Here is a 24,103-nt window from a genome sequence, read left to right on the forward strand (position 1 = left end):
GACCTCTCGTTCGGATCGGGCCGGGCACTACCTCCGAAGGCCGACCGTGGGCCGAAACAGGAACTGGGAGCGGGCGCAGCGCAATGGGTGAGGTCTTCGCCGGTCGGTACGAACTGATCGATCCGATCGGACGTGGTGGAGTCGGCGCCGTCTGGCGGGCCTGGGATCACCGGCGCCGCCGCTACGTGGCGGCCAAGGTCCTCCAGCAGAGCGACGCGCACACGCTGCTGCGCTTCGTCCGCGAGCAGGCACTGCGGATCGAGCATCCGCATGTGCTCGCGCCCGCCAGTTGGGCCGCGGACGACGACAAGGTCCTGTTCACCATGGATCTGGTGAGCGGCGGTTCGCTGGCCCATGTCATCGGCGACTACGGGCCGTTGCCGCCCCGTTTCGTCTGCACGCTCCTCGACCAGTTGCTGTCCGGGCTGTCCACGGTGCACGCGGAGGGCGTCGTGCACCGGGACATCAAGCCGGCCAACATCCTTATGGAGGCGACCGGAACCGGACGTCCGCATCTGCGGCTGTCCGACTTCGGGATCTCCATGCGCAAGGGGGAGCCGCGTCTCACCGAGACCAACTACGTGGTGGGAACGCCCGGTTACTTCGCCCCCGAACAAATGATGGGCGCGGAGCCCGACTTCCCCGCGGACCTGTTCGCGGTCGGTCTTGTCGCGCTGTATCTGCTCCAGGGCAGGAAGCCCGACGCGCAGGCGCTCGTCGAGCACTTCGCCTCGTACGGCACGCCGTCCGCCCCGGAGGGGATACCCGAGCCGTTGTGGCAGGTCCTCGCGGGGCTGCTGCAGCCGGATCCGCAGGCCCGGTTCCGTACGGCCACGGGTGCGCGCAAGGCACTGACGGCCGCGGTGGAGATGCTGCCGGAGCCCGGGGCCGAGGACGAGCCGGTCGAGGTCTTCGACCAGATCGGGCCGCTGCCGGCCGGTTTCGGCCCCACCGGACCGGTCACGGCCCCCGTTCAGGACCTCCAGAGCCCGCAGAGCCCGCAGAGCCCGCAGAGCGTCCAGGAGGCCCAGCAGCCCGTACAGCAGCCGTACGCCCAGCCGCCGGTCCCCATGTCGGAGACGGGCAGCTTCCACCTCCCGCCGCCTCCGCAGCCCACGCCGCCGCCCCAGCAGGCTCAGCCGGACGCACCGCACGCGGCCTCCTCCTATGCCGCGCCCGCTCACGCGCCGAATCCCTCGCAGGCCCCGACGGCCGCCGTGCAGCACGAACCCGCCCTCACCCGCGCGTACACCGTCGGGCAGCCGCAGGCTCCCGCCGCCGCGCCCGGCGCGGGGGCATCCCCGCACGCCCCGGCGGCCGCCGGGGCGCCCGCCCCGCAGAGGCGTCCGGGACCGTCCCCGAAGGTGGCGGTCCCGGTGCTGGTGGTGGCGCTGATCTGTTTCGCGGTGGGCATCTGGGCGCTGACCCAGAGCTGAATCCGGTCGCCCGGGCTCCTGCCGTACGGGCCCGGGATTCCCCCCCGGTCACCAGGTCTGCGGCGGTCCTCCGTACGGCTGCGCGTCGGCGGTCGGGCCCGCCGGGGCGGTGCTCGCGGCGCGGCGCCGGGCCAGCAGCGTCCACACCCCGAGCCCGAGCACCAGCACCGAGCCCGCGCCGATCCCGGCCATACCGATCGTCTTCATCCTGTCGCTCCTGGCCGCCTGCGGGGCCGCCTGGCCCTTCCGCGCCATGTCCCTGTCGTCCTGCGTGACCGAGAAGATCCCGGCGTCCCCCGTGTACGGCGAATTCCGGGCCTTCCCCTCGACCTTGATCTTCAGGGTCAGCGGAATCGCCTTGTCGCCGTACGACTTCGCGACCTTCGGGCTGAGCGTCACCGACAGGTAGTACCAGCCGGCGAACCGCATCGCGGCGGCGCTGCCGCTGGAGTCGTATCGGTTCTCGTACGCCACCGGGGGCAGCGGGTCCAGCGACACGGACGCGGGCCTCCCGGAATACGACAGCGGTGTCGCGGAGTCGACGTGGCCGTGCGCCGGGTTGTCGAGGGAGAGCGCGAGCGCGTTGCCGATGAAATCGTCCGAGGCGTTGTTGTTGCTCAGGTCCGCCGTGGCGTAGATCTGCTGGCCCCAGTCCACCGGCACCCGGTAGTAGAGGGTCTGCCCCGGCTTGATGCCGTCCTTCTCACGCCATTCGCCGGTCTCCAGACCGGTCGCGTCGTAGTAGCTGGTGCCGCCCGACCGCTTCTGCGGGGCCGTGGTGGGCGGCACGGGCGAGGCGGACGGCCAGTCCTCCGGCGCGTCGGTCGGCATCGAGCCGGCCGATTTCAGCTGCGGCTCCGACGCGTAGCGCAGCTCCAGGTCCCACGCGTCGGGCGTCGAGGTGTCCTTGCTCTCCCGCTCGATCAGGACGTTGTAGGCACCGGCCTCCTGGCAGGTGCTGCTGTCCTTCTCCATGATCCGGTAGGCGTACGTGGCGATCGGACGGGCGAACTCCGCCGACTCGAACCGCGCGTTGTCCGAACTGCACTGGAGGTCCGTGCTGTCGCGGATGCTGACCGTGATCCCGTCCCCGTAGGCGACCAGCGCGCCGCCGCTGGGCACGGCCACCGCCGAGACGTACGCGTTCGTCTTCGCGTCGAGGTCGAGGCGGTAGTAGAGCTTCTCGCCCGGCTTGATCGAGCTCTTGTAGACCGATCCGGGCGTCAGCGCCGACGCATCGGTACTGGCCTCCGCACCCTTGATCTCCTTCGCCCCGGGATCGAAGGTGTACGCGGCGGGCTCCCCGGCCGCGAACGCCTGCCCCGGCAGCGCCGCCGCCGCGCACATCGCCGCGACCGCGGCCAGCGCCACCCGGCCCCTGTTGCGCTGCCTCATCACGCGCTCCCCCTCGTCGTCTGTGCGGCCCGCGCGCGACGCCCGCGTACGAACACGAGCCCCGCGAGCACCACCACCACGGCGCCCGCCCCGGCAGCGGCCGCGATGCCGGTCCATCCTGCCCCGCCCGTACCGCTGCTGTCTTCGACCTTGATCGAATTGCCCTTCTTGTCCGCCTTCTTGGCCGCGGCGGAGCGCGGTGCTCAGGGCCGGCCGGCTCGGTGCCACCGCGTACGTCGCGAGGGTCGCCGGTGGGCGGCACCGCGTCCTTGCCGCTCTTGCCGTACTCCGACCGGCACTGGCCCGGCGCGACGTCCTCGGGCAACGGCACCTCCGTCCCGTGGACCAGTTCGAGCGGCCAACGCGCTGCGCCGGAGCCCTTCTTGCTCTCCCGCTCCACCACCAGCCGGTACCGCCCCGCCCGGTCGCAGGAGTGGGTGCCCCGCGCGGTGGGGATACGGGCGATCGCCGAGGTCAGCGGAGTCGCACCCTCCTTCCGGGAGAAGCGCGCGGTCTCCGACCCGCAGGAACTGTCAGTGCCGTACGCGATGCTGGTACGCATCGCATCGAGGGCGTCGACGGCGGCCCCGGGCTGCGACACCGCCGTCGCGGAGAAGTCCACCGCCGAGTCGGCGTCCAGGTCCACGGCGCAGTACCGCTTCTCGCCCTGCCCGATGGTGTCGAGGTACTGCCCCGGCGCGAGCACGAGCACCCCCGTACCCGCCGCTATGCCCGCGATCCGTTCGCCCCTGAACCGGTGGCCGTCCACGGAGAGTTGGGACGCCCGCCGCAGCTGCCTGGCCGGCGCATCGGCGTCCGGTGCGTCGCAGGAGCGGCCGTTGCCCGCCGCAGCTACGCATTCGAGCGGCTCGCGGGCCGCGCCCTTCACCTGGAAGCCCACGACGCCGAGCCGCAGCCCGACGCCCTCCTTGCCGAGCCGTTCGGTTCGGCGACCTCGCAGGGCGGTGGCGCACCGCAGGTGTCCTCGCCGTCGGAGATCAGCAGGATCGTGCCCGTACCGACGGCGCCGCCGGAGGGCCGCGGAGGGCCCTGGGCCGCCTTCCGCAGCGAGAGGGCCGATGGGTGTGCCACCCCGCGGCCGTACGGCCGCCACGGACCGCTTCGCGGCCGCCCGGTCGAGCGCGGACACCGGCCGCACGAGCCCGGTCTCCGCACACCCGCAGGTCCGGTCGGATACCCGTCGGGAAGACCGCCGACGACGGTCCCGACCGCTTCACGGGCGCTCTCCGACCGGGTGCGCCCCGTACCGTCGTCGTCCGCCATGGAGCCGGACGAATCGAGGACCATGACCAGGCTGCCGTTCGGACCGCCTCCGGACACCTCTGGCTCTGGCGCACTGTCCGCGGGCGTCGGCGGCCGGCGTCGCGCCCGCCACCAGGGCGAGCAGCACCCCGCCGGTCCATGCCCCGCGCCCGCGCCACGACGGCGGCGGTTCCGTACCTTCGCCCGTGCCCCCTCGAACAGAACCCGGAAGCTTTACTCAAGCAACGTATTTATTTACTGAAGCGAATCCACGAGCACGGGCGCCATGGTCCCGCAACAGCACGAAGCCCCGGCCGCTCAGCGACCGGGGCCCGCAATCAGACTGTTCTGTCTCACACACCCGAACCTGCGGGCACGGAGTCAGTCGCCTCCGTCCACAGATCCTGCTCGGCGCGATCCGCCTGGATCTGGCGGTACACGAGGAGCCCGCCGATGGCGGCCAGTGCGACCAGGAGAAGCTTCTTCACCGCGCGACCTCGTCTTTCCTTGACGTAGGGGACTTCTGCCGCCCGACTATACACACCGGCCGATATCAACCGGTGACCTGCCCGCAACCCAACTGGCGCCCGGAGAAGAGCGGCCTTCGCGGGACCGCTCCGACCTGGAGATCCGGCGGTGATCCGCCGCCCGTCACAAGCCCGTCGGGACCGGTTGAACCATACGAGTGGTGTTCATCCGAAGATCGGCGGATCGGTGGCGTCGGTCCATGAAATCGCGAGCCACATCCACATCATCAGAAAGGTAAGCAAACCGGACCACCCGAAAGCGAGGGGCGCCATGAGCACCTTCAAGCCCAAGAACATCTGGACCGCCTTCGTCACCGCCTTCTTCGCACTGCTCGCCGCGCTGGGGCTCATGAGCACCCCGGCGGCGGCCACGGAGCAGAGCGTCACGGAGCCGACCACCACGCCCCAGGAGCACACGGGTGCGACCGCGGCAACCGCGACCACCCCGTCGGTGCGATGGACCCTTCCGCGCGACCGGGCGCTGCCACCCACGATGAAGCAGCGCATCCGCGCCGAGGCACACGGCTCCTCACCCGCGACCCGCCATCTGTCCGTCGACACCACGGACATCACGAACTCCAGGAACGCCGCCCGCACCATCCACGGGGCCCCGGCGGGGGACGCGTCCCTCCTTCCGCCCTGAGAGCCGCTCAACTGACGTACGGAGCCCCCGGGCCGGTTCACACCGGACGGGGGCTTCCCCGTGCTGTCCAGGGGCTCTTCCCGTCCGCAGGAGCCGACGCCGGCCACCACCTCCTCGGCACTGTCGTATGTCCGGCGGCTCCGGGCGTACGACAGTCCCGGGCATACGACAGTCCCGGGCACACGACGGTCCCGGGCGCCTGGCGGCGGGTCGGATCCACGGCCCGACCGGCTCCGGCCGGATCGTGCCGCACACATCGGCCGCACCCGCAACACGTACGTCCCGCGCACACGCATAGGCCATACGGGCCCCGCCCCCGTCCCAACCGTCGGCCGGATACGCCGAAGCCCCACACCGCAGGCGGTGTGGGGCTTTCGCACTGGTGGGGCCAACAGGATTTGAACCTCTGGCCCCATCCGTATCAGGGCGGTCCGTGGCCCGGCCTGGTGCCGGTGGGCGCTCTCGTCGCCCATGAAGATCCTGGTTCGGCATCCGCTGCTGACCGGCGGTGACCGGTGCCGTCGGTGTCAGCCGTCGATGTCACCGATGACCGGGGGCTCGGCGGCCGGCCGGTGCGCCCAGCCTCCCTCGATGGCAGGGCCACTTCCTGCAGGAACGTTCGCGGCCACCAGTGCCGCGGCCTCGCGAGCGCCGAGGCGGGAACCGAGCACGCGTGACGGTATCCCCGGCGACCAACGCGACCAAGCCGTGACCACGTTCCACAGACCCTGCCCAGCCGGAACCACACGCGGAACCTCCTCGTAGAACGGATCAGCGGTGCTGCTGAGCAGGCTGAACTCGCCGTGCGACGGAAACGGGAAGAAGACGCGCAGAGCCGGCTGCGCATACAGGGCCTCGGCCAGTTCGGCATCGCCCAGCCTGATCACCCGCGAGCGCTCCAGAGTCAGCCGCCAAGCGGTCGACACCACCCTCCCGGGAGGTGCCGCCTCCAGCGGGCTCGCCGCGAGCAACGTCCACTCGCGCCGCAGTTGACCGATCGACGCCCCATCACGCCAGGCCTGCAGGACGGCGGCCACCACCGCGAGGTCATCGGTACTGCCGAAGGCACCCCAAGGCCACCCGGAGTCCGCGGAGATCTCGAAACGGAACTCGCGTTCGTCCTCATTGGTGGCGTACACGACGAACCGCGCCTCCCCACGTGCGCAGCACGCAGCGACCGCGGGACCGTACCCCTCAACGGGATCCATGGGCTCGGCACCGTACCCCCGGCGAGCCGCCTCGCGAGCCAATGCTTCTCCCAGGCCGCCTGGGGCAACCAGCTCCGGATAGAGCTCGGACGGCACTCTGCCGGAACGTTCGTTCATGTGCACACCGTAGGCCGTCACGGCGAAGCCCAGTTGGCGAGGCGGCCGAGAAGCTGGGCACGCCCCAGGAGCAGGGAGCGCAACGGCGTCCCGGTGTCCTCGCGGACCTCGTCCCCCGGTGAGTGGCCGACCTACTGGTTCGAGCGCATCGTGAAGCCGGATGACCGGGACCCGCTCCTCTCCTCTGAGCGTGGCGGGATGATCGGCCCCGTGGGCTTCTCCAGGAGCTTCGATGTGCTCGTGAAACGATCCGGGTCCGGCCGGATCACGGTGCGGCTCGACCGGCACACCTGCGGCAACCCTGCCGCCCTTCTTGAAGGTGCATCCGAAGGCCGCTCAGGCGATCCTCCGGCACAGCCGGATCAGCATGACCGTGGATGTCCGCACCCACGTCGTGAGCGATGGAGAACGGGAAGCCGTGACGATGCTCGCGGAACTTCTGGAAGAACCGTTGATCGGCTGATGCCGGCCGTAGATGCCAAAAGCCCCCCACCGTTTCCGGTGAGGGGCTTTCGTGCTGGTGGGGCTAACAGGATTTGAACCTGTGGCCTCATCCTTATCAGGGATGCGCTCTAACCAACTGAGCTATAGCCCCGCCGCGCTGCTGCGCTGACTTCTGAAGATTAGCGCACGTCGGGGCCAGTCCCAAAATCGATACCCGGCGCTCTACTCGTCCTCGGCCAGCGTGAGCTCGATACCGCCCACGAAACCCGCCGACAGGTTGTAGATGAAGGAGCCCAGCGTCGCCAGCGCGGTCGCCAGGACCACATCGATCACCGCGATGACCGAGGTGAAGATGAGAACCCGCGGCAGCGACAGGAACGACTGGAGATCGAAGCCGTTGCTGTCGTTCGAACCGGTGGCCTCGCTGATCGTCCCGCCCACGGTGGAGAAGACGCCCATCGCGTCCATCACCATCCACAGCACCGCGGACGCCACCACGGTGCAGATGCCGAGCGCGATGGAGAGCAGGAAGCTCACCTTCATCACCGACCACGGGTCGGCCTTGGCCACCCGCAGCCGTGCCTTGCGGGTACGCGGAGTCGTCCGCGCCCCCGTCCGCGGCCGCCGGGCCGCCTGCGCGCCGCCCTGTGTGCCGTGCGGCCGGCCGCCCTGGCCCTCGCCCGCGGGCGAGGGATACGCCTGCGGCGGGTGGTACGGCCCGCTCGCCTGGCTCTGTGCGGGCTCGCGCTCACCCGGCAACGGCCCGGTCGCGTAGCCCTCGTACTGGGGCTGAGGCCCCCGGGTGTCCGTCACAATGCCCCCTTGGGAGTCCGTGGCGGGGCCACGGGCACCGTTCGCTCCTGCTCCGGAAGCGGCCGAACCGGCGCCCGTGGCTCCACTCACGCTCTACTCCTCGTGCTCCCCGGCCGAAGGCGACGTGCCTTCGGCATTGCCCTCGACCGTGCTCTCGGCACCCTCCGCCGTCGCGGCCTCGGAGTCCTCGGACCCCTCGACCTCTTCGGCCTCACGACCGGCTTCGGCGTTACGGGCAATACCGACGACGGCATCGCGCTTGCCCAGATTGATCAGTTGGACGCCCATGGTGTCACGGCCCGTCTCCCTGACTTCATTGACTCGCGTACGAATCACACCACCGCCGAGCGTGATGGCGAGGATCTCGTCCGTCTCCTCGACCACCAGCGCACCGACCAGCGAGCCCCTGTCCTCGACGATCTTGGCAGCCTTGATGCCCAGACCGCCACGGCCCTGAACCCGGTACTCGTCGACGGGAGTCCGCTTCGCGTACCCGCCGTCGGTGGCAGTGAACACGAACGTACCCGGCCGGACAACATTCATCGAGAGCAGTTCGTCGCCCTCGCGGAAGCTCATGCCCTTCACGCCCGAGGTGGCACGGCCCATCGGGCGCAGCGCATCGTCCGTCGCGGTGAACCTGATCGACTGGGCCTTCTTACTGATGAGCAGCAGATCGTCCTCGGCCGAGACCAGCTCCGCACCGATCAGCTCGTCGGCGGTGCCGTCGGCGCCGTCCGCCGTCTCGCGCAGGTTGATCGCGATGACACCACCGGATCGCGGCGAGTCGTAGTCCTTCAGCGCGGTCTTCTTCACCAGACCGCCCTTCGTGGCCAGGATCAGATAGGGCGCGGCCTCGTAGTCGCGGATCGCCAGGATCTGGGCGATCCGCTCGTCCGGCTGGAAGGCCAGCAGGTTGGCGACGTGCTGACCACGGGCGTCACGGCCGGCGTCCGGGAGCTCGTACGCCTTGGCCCGGTACACCCGGCCCTTGTTCGTGAAGAACAGCAGCCAGTGGTGCGTCGTCGACACGAAGAAGTGGTCGACGATGTCGTCTTCCTTGAGCTTCGTACCGCGCACGCCCTTGCCGCCGCGCTTCTGCGAGCGGTAGTCGTCCGTCTTCGTGCGCTTCACATAGCCGCCGCGCGAGATCGTGACGACGATGTCCTCCTCGGCGATCAGGTCCTCGATGGACATGTCACCGTCGAAGGGCACCAGCTTGGAACGCCGGTCATCGCCGAACTTCTCGACGATCGCCGCCAGTTCCTCGCTGACGATCTTCCGCTGCCGCTCCGGCGACGCCAGGATCGCGTTGTACTCGTTGATCTTCGCCTGGAGCTCGTCGTGCTCGGCCGTGATCTTCTGGTGCTCCAGCGCGGCCAGCCGGCGCAGCTGCATCTCCAGAATCGCGTTGGCCTGGATCTCGTCGATCTCAAGGAGGCCCATCAGGCCCTCGCGCGCCACCTCGACCGTCTGGCTGCGCCGGATGAGCGCGATGACCTCGTCGATCGCGTCCAGCGCCTTGAGCAGACCGCGCAGGATGTGCGCCCGCTCCTCCGCCTTGCGCAGCCGGAACTTCGTACGCCGGACGATGACCTCGATCTGGTGCGTCACCCAGTGCCGGATGAACGCGTCGATCGAGAGGGTGCGCGGCACACCGTCGACCAGCGCCAGCATGTTGGCGCCGAAGTTGGTCTGCAGATCGGTGTGCTTGTACAGGTTGTTCAGAACGACCTTGGCGACCGCGTCCCGCTTGAGCACGACGACCAGACGCTGACCGGTGCGCGACGAGGTCTCGTCACGGACGTCGGCGATCCCGCCGATCTTGCCGTCCTTCACCAGGTCGGCGATCTTCTGCGCGAGGTTGTCGGGGTTGGTCTGGTACGGAAGCTCCGTGACGACCAGGCACTGCCGGTTCTGGATCTCCTCGACCGCGACGACCGCGCGCATCGTGATCGAGCCGCGGCCGGTGCGGTACGCCTCCTCGATGCCCTTGCGGCCCACGACCAGCGCGCCGGTCGGGAAGTCCGGGCCCTTGATCCGCTCGATCAGTGCCTCCAGGAGCTCCTCCTGCGAGGCCTCCGGGTGCTCCAGGTACCACTGCGCACCGGCCGCGACCTCACGCAGGTTGTGCGGCGGGATGTTGGTCGCCATACCGACCGCGATGCCCGCCGAACCGTTGACCAGCAGGTTCGGGAAGCGCGCCGGCAGAACCGTCGGCTCCTGGTTGCGGCCGTCGTAGTTGTCCTGGAAGTCGACGGTCTCCTCGTCGATGTCCCGGACCATCTCCATGGACAGCGGCATCATCTTGCACTCGGTGTACCGCATCGCCGCGGCCGGGTCGTTGCCCGGAGAACCGAAGTTGCCGTTGGAGTCCACCAGCGGCATGCGCATCGACCACGGCTGCGCCAGACGCACCAGTGCGTCGTAGATCGACGAGTCACCGTGCGGGTGGTACGTACCCATGACGTCACCGACGACACGGGCGCACTTGTAGAAGCCCTTCTCGGGCCGGTAGCCGCCGTCGTACATCGCGTACAGCACCCGGCGGTGCACGGGCTTGAGACCGTCCCGTACGTCCGGCAGCGCACGCGAGACGATGACGGACATCGCGTAGTCGAGGTAGGAGCGCTGCATCTCCGTCTCGAGCCCCACGGGCTCGACACGCATGCCCACACCGGCGGCGGCCGGCTCCTCTTCAGGTGTCACAGGGTTGTTCTCGTCGGCCATTGCTGGTCAAAGTCCTTTCGAGCGGCGGCTTGCTGGTACGGCCGACTCAGATGTCGAGGAAGCGGACGTCCTTGGCGTTGCGCTGGATGAACGAGCGCCGCGCCTCGACGTCCTCGCCCATCAGCACCGAGAAGAGGTCGTCGGCCTGCGCCGCGTCGTCCAGCGTGACCTGGCCGAGGACCCGGTGGTCGATGTCCATCGTGGTGACGCGCAGCTCCTCGGCGTTCATCTCGCCGAGACCCTTGAAGCGCTGGATCGAGTCTTCCCTGATCCGCTTGCCGTTCTGCTTGCCCAGCTCGACCAGGGCGTCGCGCTCGCGGTCCGAGTACGCGTACTCGAAGTCGTCCCGGCCCCACTTGATCTTGTAGAGCGGCGGACGGGAGAGGTAGACGTGCCCGGCCTCGACCAGCGGACGCATGAAACGGAAGAGGAACGTCAGCAGCAGGGTGTTGATGTGCTGACCGTCGACATCGGCGTCCGCCATCAGGATGATCTTGTGATAGCGCAGCTTCTCGATGTCGAAGTCCTCGTGGACCCCGGTACCGAAGGCCGAGATCAGCGCCTGGACCTCGGTGTTCTGCAGGATCTTGTCGACCCGGGCCTTCTCGACGTTCAGGATCTTGCCCCGGATCGGCAGGATCGCCTGGTACATCGGATTGCGGCCGGACTTCGCCGAACCACCGGCGGAGTCACCCTCGACGATGAAGATCTCGCACTTCGTCGGGTCGTTGGACTGGCAGTCGCTCAGCTTGCCCGGCAGCGAGGCGCTCTCCAGGAGCCCCTTGCGACGGGTCAGGTCACGCGCCTTGCGGGCCGCGACCCGGGCCGTGGCCGCCGCGATGCCCTTGCGGATGATGTCGGCCGCCTCGTTCGGATTGCGGTCGAACCAGTCCGTGAGCTGCTCGTGGACGACCTTCTGGACGAAGGTCTTCGCCTCCGTGTTGCCCAGCTTGGTCTTCGTCTGACCCTCGAACTGCGGCTCGCCCAGCTTCACCGAGATGATCGCCGTCAGACCCTCGCGGATGTCGTCGCCCGTGAGGTTGTCGTCCTTCTCGCGCAGCAGCTTCTTCTCGCGCGCGTACTTGTTGACCAGCGTGGTCAGCGCGGCGCGGAAGCCCTCCTCGTGGGTACCGCCCTCATGCGTGTGGATCGTGTTCGCGAAGGAGTAGACGCCCTCGCTGTACTGCGTGTTCCACTGCATCGCGATCTCGGCCGAGAGGAGACGCTCCTTGTCCTCGGCCTCGATGTCGATCACCGACTGGTGGATGACATCGCCCTTGCGGGAGTTGAGGTACTTCACGAAGTCGACGATGCCGCCCTCGTAGTGGTACGTGACCGTGCGCACCTGCTCGGCCTCGGCGACCTCGGCCACCTCGGCGACCTCCGCGCCCAGCGTCGCCTTCGCCGACTCGCGCTCGTCGGTGAGCTTGATCGTGAGGCCCTTGTTGAGGAACGCCATCTCCTGGAAGCGGCGCGACAGGGTCTCGAAGGAGTACTCGGTGGTCTCGAAGATGCCCCCGTCGGCCCAGAAGGTGACGGATGTGCCCGACTCGTCGGTGGCCTCGTTACGGGCCAGCGGGGCCGTCGGGACGCCGAACTTGTAGTCCTGGGTCCAGCGGTAGCCGTCCGCCTTGACCTCGACGGCGACCCGCGAGGACAGGGCGTTCACGACGGATACACCGACGCCGTGCAGACCACCGGAGACGGCGTAACCGCCGCCGCCGAACTTTCCGCCCGCGTGCAGGACGGTGAGCACGACCTCGACGGCCGGCTTGCCTTCGGACGGCACGATGCCGACCGGGATACCGCGGCCGTTGTCGACCACGCGCACCCCGCCGTCGGCGAGGATCGTGACGTCGATGGTGTCCGCATGTCCGGCCATGGCCTCGTCGACCGAGTTGTCGACAACCTCTTGCACGAGGTGGTGGAGGCCGCGCTCACCGGTCGAACCGATGTACATGCCAGGTCGCTTGCGGACCGCGTCCAGACCCTCGAGGACGGTGATCGCGCTGGCGTCGTACGAGGCCGTGACCTCGCCGCTGCCGGCGGACTCGCCCGCGGCGACAGCCTCGGCGCTCTCACCGGGTGTGGACGGAATGTTCTCGTTGGGGTTGCCGGAATCGGCCACGAAGCGCCCTTTCTGGCACAGCACAGGCCGTTCTCCGGGCAAACGGGAGCGGCTGCGTCGTTCGGCTTGTATCGACGAATCCCGCAAGGACGCGGGATTGCCCCCAGTCTACCGGTAGCGCTGACATGAATGGGGGTTTGCCGGTACCTGAGTACGCATGTGCCGCCCTGAATGAGCGGCTGACGACTCCCCATATTCAGGAAGGGCCCTCAGGAGGCTCACGCGGGCCTTGAGCGCTTCGGCCTGTCAACCTCCAGCTACCGTGAGGGACGCCCCATTCCCAGCCCGTGGTTTCAACTACCGCATACCTGTACGACACGGACCCGACGGACACTGCCCCCACAGGGCCCGGAAACGGCCCGCGGACAGCCCGGGAACGGCCCGGAGGAGGGCGTTGGAGCGGACCGGAAAGGGCTGTGCAGCAGCCCGAGATCACGGAAAAGCCCAGCTCAGCCGTAGGTGTCGCCCGGACCCGTGCTCCCCGGCGCCCGCAGCGGACCGAACCTGCGCTGCGGGCCACCGGGCCCCAGCACCTTGATGAACCGGACCGTGCCCTGCCCCAGATCCGCGTTCAGCCGGGCCACCAGCTGAGGCGCCAGCAACCGCAGCTGCGTCGCCCACGCCGTCGAGTCGCACTGCACCGTCAGCACCCGCTCGTCCGGGTCCTCGTCGTACCGCAGCGGCACACAATGATTGGCCAGATCTTCACCGACGATCTGCGGCCAGCGCCCCATCACCCCGCCCACCGCCGCAGGCGTCTCCCAGCCGCGCTCGGTGATCAGACGGTTGATCGCAGAGCCCAGCGGCAGGGGATCGCGCCCATCGGCACGCGCACCGGAGCGCAGCCCGCCACCCCGCCTGGCCTGCTTCTTCTGCTGCGCGGCGGCACCACGCGCCCGCGCCTGCTCCTTGGCCGCGCGCAACGCCACCCGCGCCAGATCGACACCCGAGGGCTCCGGAGCCCTCGCCGCGCCGGAACGTTCCCGCGACGGCTCTCCGGGCCCCTGGCCGCGGCCGCTCACAGCCGCTCCACCTCACCCGCGGACACCGCGTACCGCGTCCCCGCCAGCACACCGGGAACATCGTCGTCCACGGCAGCCGTCACCAGCACCTGCTCGGCCGGGGCCACCAGCTCCGCCAGCCGCTCGCGGCGCCGCGCGTCCAGCTCCGCGAAGACGTCGTCCAGCACCAGCACCGGCTCGTTGCCCTCGCTGCGCAGCAGATCGTACGAAGCAAGCCGCAGCGCCAACGCGTACGACCAGGACTCGCCATGGCTCGCGTACCCCTTGGCCGGCATCCCGCGCAGCCCCAGCAGCACATCGTCGCGGTGCGGACCGACCAGGGTCACACCCCGCTCGATCTCCTGCTTGCGGACCTCCGCCAGGGCGGCGATCAGCAGCTCGTACAGCTCCTCGCGGGTACCGGCCGACTCCACACCGGCCCCGACCGAGCTGCGGTACTCCAGCGCCACCGGGCCGCCGCCCGGCGCGACGTCCGCGTACGCCTTCTCCGCCAGCGGCTGCAGGGTCGCGAGCAGATCCAGCCGCTGCGCCAGCAGCTCCGCGCCCACCCGGCCCAGATGCTGGTCCCACACGTCGAGCGTGGACAGGTCCATCGACCTGCCGCCGTGCCGGCGCGCCATCGCCGCCGACTTCAGCAGCGTGTTGCGCTGCTTCAGCACCCGCTCGTAGTCCGAGCGCACCCCCGCCATCCGCGGCGAACGAGCCGTGACCAACTCGTCGAGAAAGCGCCGACGCTCCCCGGGGTCTCCCTTGACCAGCGCCAGATCCTCCGGCGCGAACAGCACCGTACGCACTATCCCCAGCACGTCACGCGGCCTGACCTGCGACGATCTATTGATACGCGCCCGGTTGGCCTTGCCCGGGTTGAGTTCGAGCTCGATCAGCTGCGAACGCTCTCCCTGCGTCACGGCGCCACGGATGACAGCCCGGTCGGCTCCCATCCGCACCAGCGGCGCATCGGAGGAGACCCGGTGGCTGCCGAGCGTCGCGAGATAGCCGACCGCCTCGACCAGATTCGTCTTGCCCTGGCCGTTGGCCCCCACGAACGCGGTGACGCCCGGTTCGAGAGGCACCTCGACCCGGGCGTACGAGCGGAAGTCGGCCAGCGAGAGATGCGTGACATGCATGGTGTACGCCGACCTTCCCGGCTTCCTGCTCCGTGCTTCGTGGAGCGGGCCGGTCGGCTGGGGCCGGCCCGCTTCCCGTTGCGGTTACTTCTTGTTCTCGACCGCGTGGCCACCGAACTGGTTGCGCAGCGCGGCGATCATCTTCATCTGCGGGGAGTCGTCCTGGCGCGAGGCGAAACGCGCGAAGAGCGACGCGGTGATCGCGGGCAGCGGCACCGCGTTGTCGATCGCGGCCTCCACCGTCCACCGGCCCTCGCCGGAGTCGGCGGCGTAGCCCCGGAGCTTGTCGAGGTGCTCGTCGTCGTCCAGCGCGTTGACCGCCAGGTCGAGCAGCCAGGAACGGATGACCGTGCCTTCCTGCCAGGAGCGGAAGACCTCGCGCACATCAGTGACGGAGTCGACCTTCTCCAGGAGCTCCCAGCCCTCGGCGTAGGCCTGCATCATGGCGTACTCGATGCCGTTGTGGACCATCTTCGCGAAGTGGCCGGCGCCGACCTTGCCCGCGTGCACGGAGCCGAAGTCGCCCTCGGGCTTCAGCGCGTCGAAGACCGGCTGGACCTTCGCCACGTTCTCGGCGTCGCCGCCGTACATCAGCGCGTAGCCGTTCTCCAGGCCCCAGACACCGCCGGAGACACCGCAGTCCACGAAACCGATGCCCTTGATGCCCAGCTCGACGGCGTGCTTCTCGTCGTCGGTCCAGCGGGAGTTCCCGCCGTCCACGACGATGTCGCCGGGCGAGAGGAGACCGGCGAGCTCGTCGATGGTGGCCTGGGTCGGCGCTCCGGCCGGAACCATCACCCAGACGACCCGGGGACCCTTCAGCTTGCCCACAAGCTCTTCGAGGCTGTGGACATCGGAGACGTCCGGGTTGCGGTCGTAACCGATGACGGTGTGGCCTGCGCGGCGGATGCGCTCGCGCATGTTGCCGCCCATCTTGCCGAGGCCGACGAGACCGAGCTCCATCAGAGATTCCTTAAGCGTTGTGCCGATTCGTACCCAAGGACGAGCCTACGCCCGGCCGGGGACGGACCGACGGGCATGCTCGGCGTCGAGCGTGCCCGTCGGAATCCGTCGTGACAGGACCGATGACCGGGTCAGCCGGAGAGGCGGACCGGCATGATCAGGTACTTGTAGGCGTCGTCCGCCTCGGCGTCCACAGCCGGGCGGCCGCTGAGCAGCGCGGGCTTGGTGGACGTCGTGAAGGAGAGCTGGGCGACCGGGGAGTCGATCGCGCTCAGCCCGTCCAGCAGGAAGGTCGGGTTGAAGGCGATCGAGATGTCGTCGCCCTCCAGCACCGCGTCGACCCTCTCCACAGCCTGTGCATCGTCGCTGGAACCCGCCTCCAGGATCAGCACGCCCTGCTCGAAGCTGAGCCGCACCGGGGTGTTCCGCTCGGCGACGAGAGCCACGCGCTTGACGGCCTCGACGAACGGGGCGGTCTCGATGACCGCGACCGAGTTGAACTCCGTGGGGAAGAGCGTGCGGTACTTCGGCAGATCGCCTTCGAGCAGTCGCGTGGTCGTGCGCCGGCCCGCGCCCTCGAAACCGATCAGCCCCTCACCGGCACCCGAGCCGGAGAGCGCCAGGGTCACCGTGTCACCGCTGGTCAGAGCCTTGGCGGTGTCCAGGAGCGTCTTGGCGGGCACCAGGGCGACGGCCGAGGCGTCCGGGTTCTCCGGCTTCCAGAGGAACTCGCGGACCGCGAAGCGGTAACGGTCGGTCGAGGCCAGGGTGACGGTGTCGCCCTCGATCTCGATCCGCACACCGGTCAGCACCGGCAGCGTGTCGTCACGGCCCGCGGCGATGGCGACCTGGGCGGCGGCCGAGGCGAAGACCTCGCCGGGGACGGTGCCCGTGGCGGTCGGCATCTCGGGAAGCGACGGGTATTCCTCCACAGGAAGGGTGTGGAGTGTGAACCGCGAGGAGCCGCAGACCACGGTCGCCCGTACACCGTCTGTGGAAATCTCCACCGGGCGGTTGGGGAGGGCGCGGCAGATGTCGGCGAGCAGCCGGCCGGAGACCAGCACCGTGCCGTCCTCCTCGACCTCGGCGTCCACCGAGACCCGGGCCGAGACCTCGTAGTCGAAGCTGGAGAAGCTGAGGGCCCCGTCCTCAGCCTTCAGCAGAAGGCCCGCAAGAACGGGCGCCGGCGGACGGGCCGGGAGGCTACGGGCCACCCAGGCCACAGCCTCCGCGAGTACATCGCGCTCCACCCGGATCTTCACCGGAACCGCCTCCTGCTGTTGCTCGCTCGCCCTGCTGGCCTTCGTCGTCTGATCGCGTCTCCCGCCGACGAGGCAGGGAGGACGCCGGGGACCAGTCTGACGTACGGCACCGACACTCGGTGCTGCTCGGGGTCAAGTCGCGACAAGAGGTTCGGAGAGCTCCGGCGCCGAGTTGTGCACAGGCCCCACTTCGAAGCGGATTCCGGGCTAACTCTATGTGGCAGTAGTAGTAGGGCCTGTGGAAACCGTGGATAACGTCGTTTCCGCAGGTCAAGTCCGGTTTTTTGTCCACCGACCCTGTGGGTGGCACCGGTGGACAACCCGGCGCTTCTGTGGACACCGGAAAGTTCTGCACACCCGATGCACAGGACAGGGGGGTTTCTCCCCAGGGCTGTCCCCAGCTTTACCCAGGTTCCCCACAGCCCAACCGACCCTCTTGGTGTGACGCCTTTCACTCGGCGCGGTGAAAGGCGGTCCCGCGTTGCCGAACAGTGGACAGAGGTGTGGAGAAGCGACGGGAAGCTGGGGAGAACACGGCTCGGGCTGTGGGCTGCCGGTGGACAACATCATCCGCCCCCTGTGGACAAATATTTTGTCCACAGGCTGTGGATCACTGTTGACCACAAATCCCCAGGCGCTTGACCTGGCCTGATGGAGTATCGGCAGTCGCCCCTGTGGAAGCAATATGGACAACTTCCGGATCCCCAGGCTGTGGAGGAGGAAAACTCCCCAGATCTGTGGAGAACGGACGGCCGGCGGCAGGTATTCGAACACCGCGGCTGCGGCGAAGTGTTGGGTGCGGGGGCGAGGGCAGGCCTCGGACGGGCTTCGGGCGGTTTCCGCGGGGGTCTTCGAGGGGTCTTCGAGGGGGCCTCGGACGGCCTCCGGGTGCCTGCGCGCGGGTTACGAGGGGCCCCAGGCGGCCTCCGGGCGGCAGCTGGACGGTCTCCGGACTGCTTCCAGGCGGTCTCCGGACAGCCTCTGGGCGGTCTCCAGGCGGTTTCCAGGCAAGGAAAAGGGCGCCCGAGGAGCCCTGTGAGGTCCTTCGGGCGCCCCTGGGGCGCGTGCGGCGGCGGTCCGTCAGCCGTTCTTGATGCGGTTGGTGAGCTCGGTGACCTGGTTGTAGATGGAGCGGCGCTCCGCCATCAGCGCGCGGATCTTCCGGTCCGCGTGCATCACCGTCGTATGGTCACGGCCGCCGAACTGCGCACCGATCTTGGGCAGGGAGAGATCGGTGAGCTCCCGGCAGAGATACATGGCGATCTGGCGGGCCGTCACCAGCACGCGGCTGCGCGAGGTTCCGCAGAGATCGTCCACCGTGAGGCCGAAGTAGTCCGCGGTCGAGGCCATGATGGCCGTCGCCGTGATCTCCGGAGCCGAGTCCTCGCCGCCCGGGATCAGGTCCTTCAGCACGTGCTCGGTCAGTCCGAGGTCCACCGGCTGACGGTTGAGGCTGGCGAAGGCCGTGACCCGGATCAGCGCCCCCTCCAGCTCCCTGATGTTCCGGGAGATACGGGAGGCGATGAACTCCAGCACCTCCGGCGGGGCGTTGAGCTGCTCCTGCACCGCTTTCTTGCGCAGGATCGCGATCCGCGTCTCCAGCTCCGGCGGCTGGACATCGGTGGTCAGGCCCCACTCGAAACGGTTCCGCAACCGGTCCTCCAGGGTCACCAGCTGCTTGGGCGGCCGGTCGGAGGAGAGCACGATCTGCTTGTTGGCGTTGTGCAGCGTATTGAAGGTGTGGAAGAACTCCTCCTGCGTCGACTCCTTGCTCGCGAGGAACTGGATGTCGTCGACGAGCAGGATGTCCACATCGCGGTAGCGCTTGCGGAAGGTGTCGCCCTTGCCGTCGCGGATCGAGTTGATGAACTCGTTGGTGAACTCCTCGGAGCTCACGTACCGCACCCGGGTGCCCGGGTAGAGGCTGCGGGCGTAGTGCCCGATGGCGTGCAGCAGATGGGTCTTGCCGAGCCCGGACTCCCCGTAGATGAAGAGCGGGTTGTACGCCTTGGCGGGGGCCTCGGCGACCGCGACCGCCGCGGCGTGCGCGAACCGGTTGGAGGCGCCGATGACGAAGGTGTCGAAGAGGTACTTCGGATTCAGCCGCGCCGCCGGCTCGCCGGGGCCGGGCGTGGGAGCGGGCTGCGAGCCCATCGGTCCGGAGGCGCCGCCGGGCCGTCCGGTGCCGGCGCCGCCCTGCCGGTGCTGCGGCTGTTGCTCCTGCAGGTCGAGGTGCTCGGGGCGCTGCTGCTCGTAGCCCTGGCGCTCGGGCGGCTGCGGGCGGTAGTCGTGCTGCGGCTGGTGGGGGCGGCCGCCGGGGTAGGGCTCGCGCCACTGCTCCGCGGGGGCCTCGCGGTCCTGGAACCCGCCGAGCCGGGGCTGCTGCCAGGAGAGGTCCTCCTGGGTGCGCGGCCACGCACCGGGGTCGGGGCGCTGCTGCTGGTAGTCGGGGTAGGCCGGCCGGGCGGTCGGCATGCCGTCGTCGGAGGGCCGGTGCCCGTAGCCGTCGTACGCGTCGTTGTGCTGCCGCTCGTCGTGTTGCGGCCCCTGGTAGCGGTGCTGCTGCTGGGGCTGGTGCATCGGAGGCGCGGGCGGGCTCGGAGGCTCGCCCGCGGAGTCGTCGACGGTGATCGCGATACGGATCGGCCGGCCGCATTCACGGCTCAGTGCCTCGCTGATGAGCGGCGCGAGCCGGCCCTCCAGGACGCGCTTGCCCCACTCATTGGGAACGGCGAGCAGCGCGGTGTCGGCGACCAGGGCGAGCGGCTGGCAGCGTTCGATCCACTGCTTGTCCTTCGGCTCGATGCCCTGTTGGCCCTCCCCGAGGAGTTGCTCCAGCACTCGTGGCCACACTGCGGCAAGATCGGCAGGTACGTCAGCCACAGGGCACGCTCTCTCGCTGGTCCCACGAATGTGTGGTTCTCGGGACGGGATGGGTGGGGACCGGCAGGCAGGAAGAAAAGGCCGGTAATTCAGCCACGGTAGTCAGGGCGACCCGCGTGGTTCAAGTTGTTGTCCACAGCCTGTGCACAGCGGGGGGCGTTGTGGAGCCGGTTTGACCGGATGGCGTAGCCGCGCGTACCGTGACCAGGTCGAGTTGTCGATGGCTGCTGCCGCCTGCCTCCGATGGGCAAAGATCACGATCTGTGATTGTGAAGCGGTGCACTAGAGCGTTTACGCGAGTCTCTCGTGGGCGCACGGTGACAGCCAGGCGATGTCCCGCCAACACACGAGTCATTTCTGGAGCCCCCTAGTGAGCAAGCGCACCTTCCAGCCGAACAACCGTCGCCGCGCGAAGACCCACGGGTTCCGGCTGCGTATGCGCACCCGTGCCGGCCGCGCGATTCTCGCGTCCCGCCGTGGCAAGGGTCGCGCCAACCTGTCCGCCTGATCGCTTACAGGTCATGACGTGCTGCCTACCGAGAATCGGCTGAGGCGGCGCGAGGACTTCGCGACCGCAGTACGTCGAGGACGCCGGGCCGGCCGCCCGCTACTCGTCGTTCATCTACGCAGCGGTGCAACGGACCCGCACGTGACTGGGGAGAATGCTCCCCCGCCGCGTGCGGGTTTCGTTGTCAGCAAAGCCGTGGGTGGAGCGGTTGTGCGCACAGCGGTGAAGCGGAAGCTTCGCCATCTGGTCCGCGAACGGCTTGCCCTGCTGCCCCCCGGTAGCCTGGTTGTCGTACGAGCGCTGCCCGGTGCGGGCGACGCCGACCATGAACAGCTGGCCCGAGACCTGGACGCCGCTCTTCAGCGGCTGCTGGGAGGGGGCGCGCGATGAAGTACCCGCTGCTGGCTCTTATCAAGCTGTATCAGTGGACGATCAGCCCACTTCTCGGGCCTGTCTGCCGTTACTACCCGTCGTGTTCCCACTATGGATATACGGCGATCGACCGGCACGGAGCGATCAAGGGAACCGCGCTGACGGCCTGGCGCATCCTGCGGTGCAATCCGTGGTCACCCGGTGGCGTGGATTACGTTCCACCACGCAAACGTCCGCGTTGGCATGAGCTCCTGCGTAATGCCATGCGCGGTGGCAAGGGCGGGGACTCCGCCGCTGATGCGCCTGTCCGGGGATCGGTCTCCGAACCCCCGAACCAGGCCGCAGAGACTTCGCCCAATGCTCAAGGAGCCTGATTAGTGGACACGATTGCCAGTCTGTTCAGCTTTATCACCTGGCCCGTCTCATGGGTCATCGTCCAGTTCCACAAGTTGTACGGGGCGATCTTCGGGGCCGACACGGGCTGGGCCTGGGGCCTGTCCATCGTGTCCCTGGTGGTGCTGATCCGGATCTGCCTGATCCCGCTTTTCGTCAAGCAGATCAAGTCGACCCGCAACATGCAGGTGCTCCAGCCGAAGATGAAGGCGATCCAGGAGCGCTACAAGAGCGACAAGCAGCGTCAGTCCGAAGAGATGATGAAGCTGTACAAGGAGACGGGCACCAACCCGCTCTCCTCGTGCCTTCCCATCCTGGCGCAGTCGCCGTTCTTCTTCGCCCTGTATCACGTGCTGTCGGCCATCGCCTCGAACAAGAAGATCGGTGTCATCGACCAGTCGCTGCTCGACAGCGCCCGTCAGGCACACATCTTCGGTGCTCCGCTCGCCGCCAAATTCATGAACAGCCCGGAGGAAGTCGCGGCGCTCGGTGCTTCTCTCACCGACGTCCGGGTCGTCACCGCGGTCATGATCGTGATGATGTCCGCGTCGCAGTTCTTCACCCAGCGCCAGCTGATGACGAAGAACGTCGACCTGACGGTCAAGACGCCGTACATGCAGCAGCAGAAGATGCTGATGTACATCTTCCCGGTGATCTTCGCCGTCATGGGCATCAACTTCCCCGTCGGTGTGCTCGTCTACTGGCTGACCACCAACGTCTGGACCATGGGTCAGCAGATGTACGTGATCAACCAGAACCCGACCCCGGGCAGCAAGGCGCAGGACCAGTACCTGACACGTCTGCTGAAGAGCGTCACCACTCATGGCGAGGTTCGCGGCAGGACCCGGCGCAACACCGTCAAGCGGATCGTGGCCAAGGGCCCGGACCGCAATGACATCGAGCGGAAGTTCGTCACCGGACTGGCCAAGCTGGGCCTCGCCGCCCAGGAGGACGGCACGGTGGCCAAGAGCGATACCGCTGCGGCCGAGGCCGAGGGCGGAGCCGCGCAGCGGCGTCAGCAGCCCAAGCGCCAGACCAAGGCCCAGCGCCAGACCGGTGCCGCGCAGGCAGGGGCCAAGGACGCCGATTCCACCGAATCCGGCTCCAAGACCTCGCTGCAGAAGTCGGACGCGCAGGACGCACAGCCCAAGCCGGCGGGCAAGCCCGCGTCCGGCTCCTCACGCCAAGCCAAGTCCGGACAGCGCAAGGGTCCGCAGCGGCCCAAGCACCCGTCCAAGAAGTAAGAAGGAGTCCATCCGTGACGGAAGGCACCACCTCCACGGCCGCTGAGGGCAGCGACACCTTGACCCGCCTTGAGCAGGAGGGCGAGATCGCAGCGGACTACCTCGAGGGTCTGCTCGACATCGCCGACCTCGACGGCGACATCGACATGGATGTCGAGGCGGACCGGGCCGCGGTCTCGATCATCAGCGACTCGGCACGTGATCTGCAGAAGCTTGTGGGCCGCGACGGTGAGGTGCTGGAGGCGCTCCAGGAGCTGACGCGGCTCGCTGTTCACCGGGAGACCGGGGACCGCAGCCGGCTGATGCTGGACATCGCGGGCTTCCGGGCCAAGAAGCGGGCGGAGCTCGCCGAGCTGGGCGCCAAGGCCGCGGACGAGGTCAAGAGCACCGGCGAGCCGGTGAAGCTGGCCCCGATGACGCCGTTCGAGCGCAAGGTCGTGCACGACGCGGTAGCGGCCGCCGGTCTGCGCAGCGAGTCCGAGGGCGAGGAGCCGGAGCGCTTCGTCGTCGTCCTCCCGGCCTGACCGGACCCTTAGTTCTGTCGGCCCCGTCTGTTCACAGGCGGGGCCGATCTTTGTCAGCCTGATAGTCAGCCACCCACAGCGCGGTAGTGCGGTACGGAAGGACGGTTCCCGTGACGGAGGAAGTAGAGCTTCCCCAGGCGCCCGAAGGGGCGCGGGCGGTTTTCGGCGAGTTCTTCCCGGAGGCTGTCCGCTACGCGGAGCTGCTGGCGGATGCCGGGGTGAAGCGGGGGCTGATCGGCCCGCGTGAGGTGCCGCGGCTGTGGGAGCGGCACCTCCTGAACTGTGCGGTGCTCTCCGAGGTCGTGCCCGAGGGGGTCACGGTCTGCGATGTGGGTTCGGGTGCGGGCCTTCCCGGTATCCCGCTGGCACTGGTGCGTCCGGATCTCAAGATCACTCTGCTGGAGCCGCTGCTCCGGCGCACGAATTTTCTCCAGGAAGTCGTGGAGCTGCTGGGCCTGGACCATGTGACGGTGGTGCGTGGCCGGGCCGAGGAGGTGCTGGGCTCGCTTCAGCCGGTGCATGTGGTGACGGCTCGCGCGGTGGCCCCGTTGGACCGGCTGGCCGGTTGGGGCGTTCCGCTGCTGCGCCCGTACGGAGAGATGCTGGCGCTCAAGGGGGACACCGCCGAGGAGGAGATCGCCGGGGCGCGTGCGGCCCTGGGCAAGCTCGGTGTGGTGGAGACCGAGGTGCTGCACGTCGGGGAGGGAGTCGTCGATCCGATGTCCACGGTGGTGCGTGTGGTGGTCGGTGAGAGTCCGGGCGGTGTGAGGTTCGCCGCGAAGAGGGCCAAGGCTGCCAGGACGAGTCGTACGAGGCGCCGTCGCTGACACCTCCGGATTCGTCCGGCCGTACAGCGGTGCAGAGTGCTGCGTGCGGTACGCGCCGTCCGCCGGCCGTTCTTCCGGTATGTAGCCGTACATCCCGGTGCGGAGTGTCGTGCCCCTGTAGCTAGGCTGCAGGGGCATCGTGTTTCACGTGAAACGTCGCTCTCTGCTGCACGGCATCATCGGCCGCGGCCGCACGGCTGCCGCGCCGCGGCATCGCAGGCCCGTTAGGGCTACGGAGTTCTCCACAGAAGTGGATTCATCCACAGAAGAGCGGGCC

21 protein-coding genes and 1 tRNA gene are annotated in these 24,103 nt (G+C 68.7%); 9 read left to right on the forward strand and 13 right to left on the reverse strand.

Annotated elements, in window-relative coordinates; all coding sequences use genetic code 11:
• The first annotated feature begins 83 nt into the window (after nucleotides 1–83).
• The gene (locus AB0D53_RS07065; protein WP_362441290.1) at nucleotides 84–1,436 is read left to right on the forward strand and encodes a serine/threonine-protein kinase; all 1,353 of its coding nucleotides are present in this window, start codon (nucleotides 84–86) and stop codon (nucleotides 1,434–1,436) included.
• Nucleotides 1,437–1,484: 48 nt separating this feature from the next.
• Here the strand turns inward: AB0D53_RS07065 and AB0D53_RS07070 are convergent, their stop codons facing one another.
• The 3 genes from AB0D53_RS07070 to AB0D53_RS07080 form a co-directional block, all read right to left on the reverse strand.
• Nucleotides 1,485–2,831 (reverse strand): hypothetical protein, encoded by a 1,347-nt coding sequence (locus tag AB0D53_RS07070; RefSeq protein ID WP_362441293.1) that lies wholly within the window; start codon nucleotides 2,829–2,831, stop codon nucleotides 1,485–1,487.
• A gap of 885 nt (nucleotides 2,832–3,716) precedes the next feature.
• Nucleotides 3,717–3,923, reverse strand: coding sequence for a hypothetical protein (locus tag AB0D53_RS07075; RefSeq protein WP_362441296.1), 207 nt, complete (start codon nucleotides 3,921–3,923; stop codon nucleotides 3,717–3,719).
• A gap of 524 nt (nucleotides 3,924–4,447) precedes the next feature.
• Entirely contained in the window at nucleotides 4,448–4,582 is a 135-nt protein-coding gene (locus tag AB0D53_RS07080) for a DLW-39 family protein (RefSeq protein ID WP_003958712.1), read from the reverse strand.
• 310 nt (nucleotides 4,583–4,892) lie between these two features.
• Between AB0D53_RS07080 and AB0D53_RS07085 the strand changes: the two genes are divergently transcribed.
• Complete coding sequence (locus tag AB0D53_RS07085; protein WP_362441299.1) at nucleotides 4,893–5,264, forward strand: DUF6344 domain-containing protein; 372 nt, start codon at nucleotides 4,893–4,895, stop codon at nucleotides 5,262–5,264.
• A 527-nt stretch (nucleotides 5,265–5,791) separates the two neighbouring features.
• On the opposite strand, the gene AB0D53_RS07090 is transcribed toward AB0D53_RS07085, so the two are convergent.
• Complete coding sequence (locus AB0D53_RS07090; RefSeq protein WP_362441303.1) at nucleotides 5,792–6,589, reverse strand: DUF6193 family natural product biosynthesis protein; 798 nt, start codon at nucleotides 6,587–6,589, stop codon at nucleotides 5,792–5,794.
• Nucleotides 6,590–6,902: 313 nt separating this feature from the next.
• Here AB0D53_RS07090 and AB0D53_RS07095 point away from each other — a divergent pair, with 313 nt between their 5' ends.
• Nucleotides 6,903–7,052, forward strand: a complete 150-nt coding sequence (locus AB0D53_RS07095; RefSeq protein ID WP_362441307.1) for a hypothetical protein — start codon at nucleotides 6,903–6,905, stop codon at nucleotides 7,050–7,052.
• A 55-nt stretch (nucleotides 7,053–7,107) separates the two neighbouring features.
• Here AB0D53_RS07095 and AB0D53_RS07100 read toward each other — a convergent pair.
• The 9 genes from AB0D53_RS07100 to dnaA form a co-directional block, all read right to left on the reverse strand.
• Nucleotides 7,108–7,184: transfer RNA gene (locus tag AB0D53_RS07100), tRNA-Ile, on the reverse strand.
• A 71-nt stretch (nucleotides 7,185–7,255) separates the two neighbouring features.
• Entirely contained in the window at nucleotides 7,256–7,846 is a 591-nt protein-coding gene (locus AB0D53_RS07105) for a DUF3566 domain-containing protein (RefSeq protein WP_362441310.1), read from the reverse strand.
• 93 nt (nucleotides 7,847–7,939) lie between these two features.
• On the reverse strand, nucleotides 7,940–10,573 hold the full coding sequence (gene gyrA, locus AB0D53_RS07110; RefSeq protein WP_362441313.1) for a DNA gyrase subunit A: 2,634 nt from the start codon (nucleotides 10,571–10,573) through the stop codon (nucleotides 7,940–7,942).
• A gap of 46 nt (nucleotides 10,574–10,619) precedes the next feature.
• The gene (gyrB, locus tag AB0D53_RS07115) at nucleotides 10,620–12,725 is read right to left on the reverse strand and encodes a DNA topoisomerase (ATP-hydrolyzing) subunit B (protein WP_362441316.1); all 2,106 of its coding nucleotides are present in this window, start codon (nucleotides 12,723–12,725) and stop codon (nucleotides 10,620–10,622) included.
• 425 nt (nucleotides 12,726–13,150) lie between these two features.
• Nucleotides 13,151–13,723 carry a DciA family protein gene (locus tag AB0D53_RS07120; RefSeq protein ID WP_362441319.1) on the reverse strand — a complete coding sequence of 191 codons (573 nt, stop codon included), beginning with the start codon at nucleotides 13,721–13,723 and terminating at the stop codon, nucleotides 13,151–13,153.
• Nucleotides 13,720–14,850 carry a DNA replication/repair protein RecF gene (gene recF / locus AB0D53_RS07125; protein ID WP_362441322.1) on the reverse strand — a complete coding sequence of 377 codons (1,131 nt, stop codon included), beginning with the start codon at nucleotides 14,848–14,850 and terminating at the stop codon, nucleotides 13,720–13,722. The genes AB0D53_RS07120 and recF overlap by 4 nt, the downstream gene beginning before the upstream one ends.
• An 84-nt stretch (nucleotides 14,851–14,934) precedes the next feature.
• A complete protein-coding gene (gene gnd / locus AB0D53_RS07130; RefSeq protein ID WP_329820080.1) occupies nucleotides 14,935–15,813 on the reverse strand; it encodes a phosphogluconate dehydrogenase (NAD(+)-dependent, decarboxylating) in 879 nt (292 codons plus the stop codon).
• Nucleotides 15,814–15,944: 131 nt separating this feature from the next.
• Nucleotides 15,945–17,075, reverse strand: a complete 1,131-nt coding sequence (dnaN, locus tag AB0D53_RS07135) for a DNA polymerase III subunit beta (RefSeq protein ID WP_329820079.1) — start codon at nucleotides 17,073–17,075, stop codon at nucleotides 15,945–15,947.
• 1,080 nt (nucleotides 17,076–18,155) lie between these two features.
• Nucleotides 18,156–19,958, reverse strand: a complete 1,803-nt coding sequence (gene dnaA, locus AB0D53_RS07140; RefSeq protein WP_362441326.1) for a chromosomal replication initiator protein DnaA — start codon at nucleotides 19,956–19,958, stop codon at nucleotides 18,156–18,158.
• Nucleotides 19,959–20,328: 370 nt separating this feature from the next.
• On the opposite strand from dnaA, the gene rpmH reads away from it, so the two are divergent.
• The 6 genes from rpmH (at nucleotide 20,329) to rsmG (ending at nucleotide 23,826) form a co-directional block, all read left to right on the forward strand.
• Nucleotides 20,329–20,466 (forward strand): 50S ribosomal protein L34, encoded by a 138-nt coding sequence (rpmH, locus tag AB0D53_RS07145; protein ID WP_030930485.1) that lies wholly within the window; start codon nucleotides 20,329–20,331, stop codon nucleotides 20,464–20,466.
• An 18-nt stretch (nucleotides 20,467–20,484) separates the two neighbouring features.
• The gene (gene rnpA, locus AB0D53_RS07150) at nucleotides 20,485–20,856 is read left to right on the forward strand and encodes a ribonuclease P protein component (RefSeq protein ID WP_266416837.1); all 372 of its coding nucleotides are present in this window, start codon (nucleotides 20,485–20,487) and stop codon (nucleotides 20,854–20,856) included.
• A complete protein-coding gene (gene yidD, locus AB0D53_RS07155; RefSeq protein WP_329820076.1) occupies nucleotides 20,853–21,212 on the forward strand; it encodes a membrane protein insertion efficiency factor YidD in 360 nt (119 codons plus the stop codon). The genes rnpA and yidD overlap by 4 nt, the downstream gene beginning before the upstream one ends.
• A gap of 3 nt (nucleotides 21,213–21,215) precedes the next feature.
• A complete protein-coding gene (gene yidC, locus AB0D53_RS07160; protein ID WP_362441330.1) occupies nucleotides 21,216–22,475 on the forward strand; it encodes a membrane protein insertase YidC in 1,260 nt (419 codons plus the stop codon).
• 14 nt (nucleotides 22,476–22,489) lie between these two features.
• Nucleotides 22,490–22,999, forward strand: a complete 510-nt coding sequence (locus AB0D53_RS07165) for a R3H domain-containing nucleic acid-binding protein (RefSeq protein WP_362441333.1) — start codon at nucleotides 22,490–22,492, stop codon at nucleotides 22,997–22,999.
• A gap of 110 nt (nucleotides 23,000–23,109) precedes the next feature.
• Nucleotides 23,110–23,826, forward strand: a complete 717-nt coding sequence (gene rsmG, locus AB0D53_RS07170; protein WP_124719875.1) for a 16S rRNA (guanine(527)-N(7))-methyltransferase RsmG — start codon at nucleotides 23,110–23,112, stop codon at nucleotides 23,824–23,826.
• Nucleotides 23,827–24,103: the final 277 nt, after the last annotated feature.

It is taken from the genome of Streptomyces sp. NPDC048295 (assembly GCF_040652135.1).
Lineage (GTDB): Bacteria > Actinomycetota > Actinomycetes > Streptomycetales > Streptomycetaceae > Streptomyces.